The 8,212-nt window shown below is 37.9% G+C and carries 8 protein-coding genes; 2 read left to right on the top strand and 6 right to left on the bottom strand.

From position 1 onward, the window contains the following. Nucleotides 1-106: 106 nt before the first annotated feature. The 3 genes from AC1DND_RS12645 to AC1DND_RS12655 form a co-directional block, all read right to left on the bottom strand. On the bottom strand, nt 107-436 hold the full coding sequence (locus AC1DND_RS12645; protein ID WP_477582055.1) for a YegP family protein: 330 nt from the start codon (nt 434-436) through the stop codon (nt 107-109). 123 nt (nt 437-559) lie between these two features. Then, a complete protein-coding gene (locus AC1DND_RS12650; RefSeq protein ID WP_477582056.1) occupies nt 560-2,011 on the bottom strand; it encodes a DUF294 nucleotidyltransferase-like domain-containing protein in 1,452 nt (483 codons plus the stop codon). Further along, the gene (locus AC1DND_RS12655) at nt 2,001-2,678 is read right to left on the bottom strand and encodes a 3'-5' exonuclease (RefSeq protein WP_477582058.1); all 678 of its coding nucleotides are present in this window, start codon (nt 2,676-2,678) and stop codon (nt 2,001-2,003) included. The genes AC1DND_RS12650 and AC1DND_RS12655 overlap by 11 nt, the downstream gene beginning before the upstream one ends. A gap of 161 nt (nt 2,679-2,839) precedes the next feature. On the opposite strand from AC1DND_RS12655, the gene AC1DND_RS12660 reads away from it, so the two are divergent. Further along, the gene (locus AC1DND_RS12660) at nt 2,840-4,210 is read left to right on the top strand and encodes a M16 family metallopeptidase (protein ID WP_477582059.1); all 1,371 of its coding nucleotides are present in this window, start codon (nt 2,840-2,842) and stop codon (nt 4,208-4,210) included. Between the two features lie 11 nt (nt 4,211-4,221). Next, entirely contained in the window at nt 4,222-5,505 is a 1,284-nt protein-coding gene (locus tag AC1DND_RS12665; protein ID WP_477582060.1) for a M16 family metallopeptidase, read from the top strand. Nucleotides 5,506-5,618: 113 nt separating this feature from the next. Here the strand turns inward: AC1DND_RS12665 and AC1DND_RS12670 are convergent, their stop codons facing one another. The 3 genes from AC1DND_RS12670 to AC1DND_RS12680 all read right to left on the bottom strand — a co-directional run. Next, the gene (locus AC1DND_RS12670; RefSeq protein WP_477582062.1) at nt 5,619-6,356 is read right to left on the bottom strand and encodes an MIP/aquaporin family protein; all 738 of its coding nucleotides are present in this window, start codon (nt 6,354-6,356) and stop codon (nt 5,619-5,621) included. 34 nt (nt 6,357-6,390) lie between these two features. Further along, on the bottom strand, nt 6,391-7,881 hold the full coding sequence (glpK, locus tag AC1DND_RS12675; RefSeq protein WP_477582064.1) for a glycerol kinase GlpK: 1,491 nt from the start codon (nt 7,879-7,881) through the stop codon (nt 6,391-6,393). Between the two features lie 14 nt (nt 7,882-7,895). Further along, the coding region (locus AC1DND_RS12680) for a glycerol-3-phosphate dehydrogenase C-terminal domain-containing protein (RefSeq protein WP_477582066.1) at nt 7,896-8,212 on the bottom strand (317 nt) is incomplete at its 5' end.

Here is an 8,212-nt window from a genome sequence, read left to right on the forward strand (position 1 = left end):
CCCGAAGGCTCAGCGAAGCTAAATCTAAAAAAAAATAAAGCTCTCTCCCGAAAATCGGGACTGCGCAACAGTCGAGATGACGACTTTTCTATTGAAATTATGATGATTAACTCTGATCGTCTGTTTCTGCGTCTGGTGCATTCTTTTGAACCGATTCGATACCGTTATCTCTGGCGGCTGTACTTTCGTACATTTCGCTGGAGCCAATAATCTGGCCATTTGTAGCCTTTAAACTAAAATGGTACTTGCCATTAGACGATGTCTTTTTCTCAAATTTAGAATCATCTTGCGCATTTTTTTTAACAGATTCGATTCCATTTTCGCAGCTCGATTTGGCTGAATAGCCTTCGCTGGTTAAAATGGTCTGGCCATTGCTGGCTTTAAGATTAAACTGGAATTCTCCGTTTGATCTTTTGGTAATTACAAATTTTCCCATAAGTCTGATTTTTAAATTAAGTACTTGGTTAGTATTTTAATCTTATAATAAGCAGGTGTTATTCCTAAAGTTATTAAAGTTTGTAGCCAATTACAATAAGCAGACAAGAGAATTAATGATAATTTAACCCAGGCTATTGGTAAACTTCATGCGAATACCGCTTTGAAAGTTCTGGATAATTTTAAAAATTTCGATTAAGGTTACTTTTTCAATTTTGGTTAAACTATCAATTTCGATAAAGTTATTGGGTGCCGCCTGATCATTGATAATCAGATTAGCCTGATGTTTCAATCTTAAGCCCATTAAATAATAATAAGACTGCGAAAGTTCGTTAAACTGCTCTTCACTAAAAACACCAAGTTCTCTTAAGGCCTTTAAACGTTCGCCCGTATTCTCTTTTTGGAAAATCCTGTTCTGTAAAGCATAAACCCTTGCCAGATCTACAATAGGGGTCATGGCTGTTTTAATATCGAATACCTCTTTTTTATGGATTTTTTGTGTTCTTATATTTCTAAAATAGGTGAGCGGTGGCTCATAGAGTAAGGCATTTTTGGCCAGATATACGTAGAATTTTTCGATGGGTTTCTGCAGTTCTTCATCAACAAAAGCACGTAAGCTTTCCATAATGGTTAAATCGCCATAGATGGCCCTGCAATCAAAAAATGCAGCAAATTTTACGGCAGCTTCTGGTAAAGCTTCTTCTATCCAGTTTTTATAATTGTATTTCCAGTGCGATAGTGAATGCGTCCAGTTTGGGTTAGTGGCCATATAATCGCCATCGCAGTATACAAAACCAACAAAATTTAATTTATCCGAAACCTGGGTAGCCATATCTAGAAAATAAGAACGTACAGCCGCTCTTTTATCTTCTCCGGTATCTTCATAAATAATGGCATTGTCCTGATCGGTTTTTAAGCTAAGCTCTTTTCTGCCTTCACTACCCAAAACCATAAATACAAATTTTGCAGGTGGCGGACCAAGTTTAGCAATTACCTCTTCAATAATTTTAAAGGAAATGGTATCGGCAATAGTTGTTACCACCTCATTTACAATTTTCGAATGTACACCTCTAGCCAATAATTGCGATACAATGCCTGGTACTTTTTGCCATTTTAATTTTAGATCGCCGGTATTCACAGCAGATTTAACAGATTGGATAAAAACCAATGGAGATTCTGCCTGCTCGCTTAAAAGGCGGTTCCTGCTTAAAAAGCCAACATAATTACCATTGTCGTTTACCAGTAAATAGCGCGACTTTTTGCTGAACATCATCAATATCGCCTCATACACATAAGCATCCGGAGTTATGGTAACAATATTGGTATCCATAACTTCGTCAATAGGCAAATTTGAATTCAGTTGTTTGGCAATTACATTATCCCTTAAAGTAATATCGGTTACGAAGCCCAGATAAACATCCTGATCATTTTTAATAAAGAGGCAACTGGTTTTCTGTTCTGACATTTTAATTGCAGCTTCAAAAATAGGTGTGCCTGGGCTGCAACTTACTATCTTTTTAAAAGTAATGTCTCCAATACGAGCGGTATAAATTTGATCGGCTAGTTTATCTTCCATTAAAAAATCCCTGTAAAATTCTTTTAAATGAAAATTCTTTTGTCTTTTTCTTTTCCAGGTTAAAAGTATGCTCCTGATGGTAGGCTGAAGTTAAGCTAATTTTGCCTGTTTTTAAAAGATGAAAGAAAATCTTTGCGGTGTTTAGTGTATCAGATAAAGCATTGTGCGTATTTTCGGGTGCTTCATTAAATAAAATGGTATAAAATTTATCCAGCTTTAAATGACTGATTACCGTATTGGTGATGTAAGGTGCGCTTGCCTTCATCGTACAGAAAAAAGCCAGGTTTTTAAATATATTTTCCTTTCCGATGCGGTATAATTCAACATTCACCATATGATAATCGAGCTCAATAAAATGTCCGATCACTAAAGGCTTGTATTTTTCTATATCTTCAGAAAACTGTAACATCACTTTTTCTTTGTTTTCGCCATGTGTATGCAGATATTCAGGGGTAATTTTGTGGATTTTTAATGCAGCCTTATCAATAGTGAAATCTATATTTTTTATGTAGTGATTCTCCCGCTTAATTTCCTGATAAAATTGATCATAAATAATCCAGGCAATTTGGACAATATGAGGCCAGTTCTTTTCTTTAGAATAAGGCGCCGTCCAATTTTTAGGCAGACCTGAAGTTTCGGTATCAACAACGAGGAAGTATTCTTGCAATTTTAACGTGGTTAGATGAACTATTTCAAAGGTAATTATTTAACAATATAAACTGTAATTATTCATATATCCTTTAATAAGGGCGATTGTTAAATAAAGTGTTTTTTTATTTGTTAAAGTGAAAGATTAACACTTATTTGGTGTTAAAATTCAATTAAAATATGCGCTCTCTATTATTTAGCTCCTTAGCCTGTTTATTGTGCCTTGGTTCTGCTTTTGCCCAGGAAAAGCTCGGAGAAAACATGCATTTCAAAAAACTTGATAACGGTTTAGAAGTGCTGGTTGTTGTAGACCGGACAGTGCCACTGGTTACCATCGAAATGGCCTGCAGAAATGGTTCTTTTACTGAAACCGACGAATTTAACGGCTTAAGTCATCTTTACGAGCATTTATTCTTTAAGGCTAACAAGGATTATCCCGATTTCGAACGTTTAAATTCGAGAATGAACGATCTGGATATCAATTCGAATGCCACTACGCGGGAAGAAGTGGTTAATTATTTTTTTACCCTTCCTGCTGCTAATTTAAAACCCGGATTAAGTTTAATGAATTCCTCAATCCGTTATCCAAAATTCATAAAAGAAGATATGGCTTTGGAAAATGAAGTGGTAAATGCCGAATTTACAAGACACGAATCGAGTCCGGTATTTGCTTTGATAGAGGCCAATTCGCGACATATGTGGGGTGCAAATTATTCCCGCAAAAATGTAATTGGTAGCCACGAGGTAATTTTATCAGCTTCTCCATCAAAAATGGATTCCATTAAAAATAAATATTATTGGCCAAATAATTCAGTTCTGGTAATTGCTGGTGATGTTAAAGTTGATGAAGCTTTTAGTTATGTAAATTCTGTTTTTGGAAGCTGGAAACGATCGCCGGTTGATCCTTTTGTGAAATGGCCAATACCTGAGTTTAAGCCGCTTCAAAAAAACGATTATTATTTTGTAGAATCGAATAAAAGCCCTGTTCCGTTTATGCTGTTTAGCTGGCATGGTCCAGATACCAGAAACGATATTCCGGCCACTTATGCTGCTGATGTTTTTTCTTTTATTGTGAATCAAAACGGTTCTAAAATGAAACAGGCGCTTATTAATTCAGGATTAGCCCAACAGGCTGATGTGAATTATTATACGCAAAAATATACAGGCCCAATTAGTTTAATGGTGAGTCCTAATCCGGCAAAAATAAATGAATGTTACCAGGAGGTGCTGAAGCAAATTTCGCTTTGGGCCAATGAAGATTATTTATCTGATCTGCAGATTGAAAGAGCCAAAAGACTATTATCTATAGAACAGGTAGAAAGGAGAGAGGTTACTTCTGATTATGCACATTTACTTTCCTTCTGGTGGGCTTCGGCATCGATTGATTATTATACCCATTATGAAGAAAATGTAAATAAAGTAACAAGAAAGGATTTACTTGATTATGTACGCAAGTATATTAAAGATAAACCTTATTGCGCTGGCCTAATGATGGATAAAGCAGGTATGAATGAAGTGAAGCCAGAAACATTTTTTAAATCACCCAAATAACCTAACGCTCGATGAAAAGATTCATATTTTTTATAAACTTTATCTTAGTTTTTCATATTGCCAACGCGCAAACCAAAGCCATTTCATTTGATGTAAACGGTTTAAAGGTGATTTTAAAACCTACCCAGAAGGAAACAGTTAGTATGAGCATGTTTTTTAAAGGTGGCGTAATGAATTATAATGCGGAAAGGGCAGGAATTGAAAATCTGGCTTTAGCATCTGCCGCTACCTGTGGTACTAAAAATTATAGCGTTGTCGATTATCAGGAGTTGGCTGATGAATATGGTATTGATATTTCTGGTTCATCTACAACTGATTATGGTACCATTAGCATGGACTGTATTTCTAAGTATCTTGATCAAGGCTGGAAGCTTTTTTCGGATGCTGTAATTAATCCGGCTTTTGATAAAACAGAGTTTCAAACGACTAAAGAACGTATGATTACGGGTATTTATCATAGTCAATCTGATCCTGAAACAAGGATTGAGCAATTGAGCATGGAAAGTATGTTTAAAGATTCGCCTTATAGCACTAATCCTTTGGGCACAAGCAAAACTGTTGGTGGTTTTACTGCCGAAATGGTTAGTAATTATTATCATAACGAATTGTTGAATAAGAATAAAATGTTTTTGGTCGTAGCTGGGAACATCACAAAAGAAGAACTTGAAAAGAAGATTCAAGCTTCTTTCAGCGCGCTTAAAGGAAAAGTTTATACGCCACCAGTTTACGATCGTAAAACTTTAACAGGGGAGCATCTGGTAATCGAACAAAGAGATATTGCCACGAATTACATGAGTTGCATTATGAATGCCCCAACCATGACGAATGCCGATTATTATGCTTTTGTACTAACCATTAACGCATTAAGTGGCACTATGAATTATGAACTGAGAACTAAACTTGGTTTATCATATGCACCAGGAGCAACCGTTAAGGTGCAACAGATTCCATATACCTCTATGTTTGTAAGTACCACTCAACCCAAAAAAGCTTTTAAAGCAATGATTACGGTATACAACAATATTAAAGAAGGGAAGTATGGTGAACGTTATCTTGAGGCATTAAAAAAAGAACATCGGGATAGATACTACAGGCATCAGGAAAGCGCAAGTTCGATTGTGAAAGATTTGGGTGAAGCTGAAGTACTTGGCGATTATAGTATTACCGAGAATATGGTAGCTAATATTAACAAGGTAAGCTTGCAGAATATGAAAGATTCTTTCGGAAAATATTTAAAAGGTGCCATTTGGATATACCTAGGTGATGAACAGGTAGGTAGGGCAGCTTTTCAGTAATAGCATTCGTCATTGTGCGAGGAGGAACGACGAAGCAATCTTATAAGATGAATTAAAAGATTGCTTCGTCGGTTGAAAAAACCTTCTCGCAATGACGATAAAGAGGATGCGCTTTATTTACCAATCAACAAAAAGGCCACAGCAGCTAATACAGCGCCTATTATCGGTCCGACAATAGGTACCCAGGCATAACTCCAGTCGCTACTTCCTTTTCCTTTCATTGGGATTAAAAAGTGAATAATCCGAGGGCCCAAATCTCTTGCCGGATTAATAGCATATCCGGTTGTTCCACCTAAAGCCAAACCAATTACCCACACCAAAAACGCTACCGGGATTGCGCCCATTGAGCCTAATCCAATAGGGGTAACCGTTTCTTTAGTGCCCATACTCGCATCAGTAAAATAAAAGATCACAAATATTAAAACGAAAGTGCCTATAATTTCTGACACCAAATTTGACGACATATTTCTGATGGCTGGAGCGGTTGCAAAAGGAGCAGCCTTTAAACCTTGGTCATCTGTAGCATCAAAATGATCTTTGTAAATAAGCCAAACCAGGAAAGATCCTGTCATGGCACCAGCCAGTTGTGCAATAATATAAAATGGCACCAATGCCCAGCTGAATCCCTTCCCGATTGCAAGTCCGAGGGTTACAATTGGATTTAAGTGCGCCCCACTGTACGGGCCGGCAACAACAACCCCTACAAATACGGCAAGTGCCCAGGCGGTTGTAATTACAATCCAACCACTATCGTTGCCTTTAGTACCTTTAAGTACTACGTTAGCCACTACACCATTTCCTAAAAGAATCATTAGTGCAGTACCAATAAATTCTGCGAGATATACATTCATATAATTAAATTCTTATCCGATTAAAATTGTTCAATTAGTCTTCTGCATTTACCCTGGCTGCTTTTATAGCCCTATTCCAGCCCTTTATTCTTTCGGTATTATCAATTCCTTCCTCAGCAACAAAAGTTCTGTTGATTTTCCATTGCGAGCGGATCTGATCTATACTTTTCCAGAAACCAGTGGCTAATCCGGCGAGGTATGCAGCACCAATAGCGGTAACTTCGGTTACATCGGGTCTGATTACTTTACAGTTTAACAGATCGGCCTGAAACTGCATCAATAAATCGTTAGCTGTAGCACCACCATCTACCCTTAATTCGGCAATATTTACGCCTGCATCTGCTTCCATAGCTTTCAAAACATCCATGGTTTGATAGGCAATACTTTCTAAGGCTGCCCTTGCAATATGCGATTTGTTTGTACCTCGGGTTAATCCTGTTATGGTACCACGGGCATGCTGGTCCCAGTGTGGAGCACCTAAACCTGCAAAAGCAGGAACAACATAAACCCCATCGGTATCTTTTACTTTTTTAGCTAATGTTTCCACATCTGCTGATTTAGAAATGAGCCCCATTTCATCGCGAAGCCACTGTACCACCGCACCACCAATAAAAATACTCCCTTCTAAAGCGTAATCTACCTCACCATTAATCTGCCAGGCAATAGTGGTTAATAGATTATTGGCTGATATTTTTGGCTTCGACCCGATATTCATTAGCATAAAACAGCCAGTACCATAAGTGTTTTTTACCATCCCGATCTCGGTGCACATTTGCCCGAATAAAGCAGATTGCTGATCGCCGGCTATCCCTGCAATAGGAATTTTTGCTGCCAGTATGCGTCCTGCGGTTTCACCATAAACTTCACTTGATGATTTTACTTCAGGAAGCATGGCTTTCGGTATCGAAAAAAGCTCAAGCAATTCATCGTCCCAGCTTAAAGTGTGGATGTTATAGAGCATCGTTCGTGATGCATTACTGACATCGGTTACATGTTTTTCGCCTGCTGTTAATTTCCAGATTAACCAGGTATCGATGGTTCCGAAAGCAAGTTTTCCGGCTTCCGCTTTTTCCCTTGCCCCGGCAACATTTTCTAAGATCCACCTGGCCTTAGTAGCCGAGAAATAAGAGTCTATAATCAGACCCGTTTTTTCCTGTATTTTATTGGCCAGCCCTTGTGCTTTAATTTCATCACAATAGGCAGAAGTACGCCTGTCCTGCCAAACAATGGCATTGTAAATTGGTTGTCCGGTTTCTTTATCCCAAACCACAGTGGTTTCTCGCTGATTGGTAATGCCAATAGAATCGATATCGCCTACGGTTAAGCCTGCTTTAACGATCACTTCTGTTACAACCGCCAACTGTGTCGACCAGATTTCCATTGGATCGTGCTCTACCCAGCCGGCTTTGGGATAAATCTGTGTGAATTCTCGTTGTGCAATGGCAACAATTTCGCCATTGTGATTAAAAATAATTGCTCTCGAACTTGTGGTTCCCTGATCGATAGACAAGATGTATTTACTCATAATTAGGAATTTGGTTAATTGGCTAAAGCCGATTCGGTTATTTTAGGTGTTGAATGATAAATATAACCATCGGCTAATTTATTAAAAGTTTCGATTTGGTTAGTTTCCCAGTTTTTATCAGCAGATAATTCTTTGGCCAGGAGCGAAGCTACCCTGGGTGCCATATCTTTGGCCGCTTGTGCATTAATAAACAAGATCCTTAATCTCCTGCTTAAAATATCTTCTACTGTTTCGGCCATTTCGTTTCGTGCAGACCAAATTACCTCAGCTTCTGTATAAGGGAATGCAGGATGTAATTTATTGCCAAGACTTGGATCTTGCGTAATTAATG

The organism is Pedobacter sp. 01N416 (genome assembly GCF_056399685.1).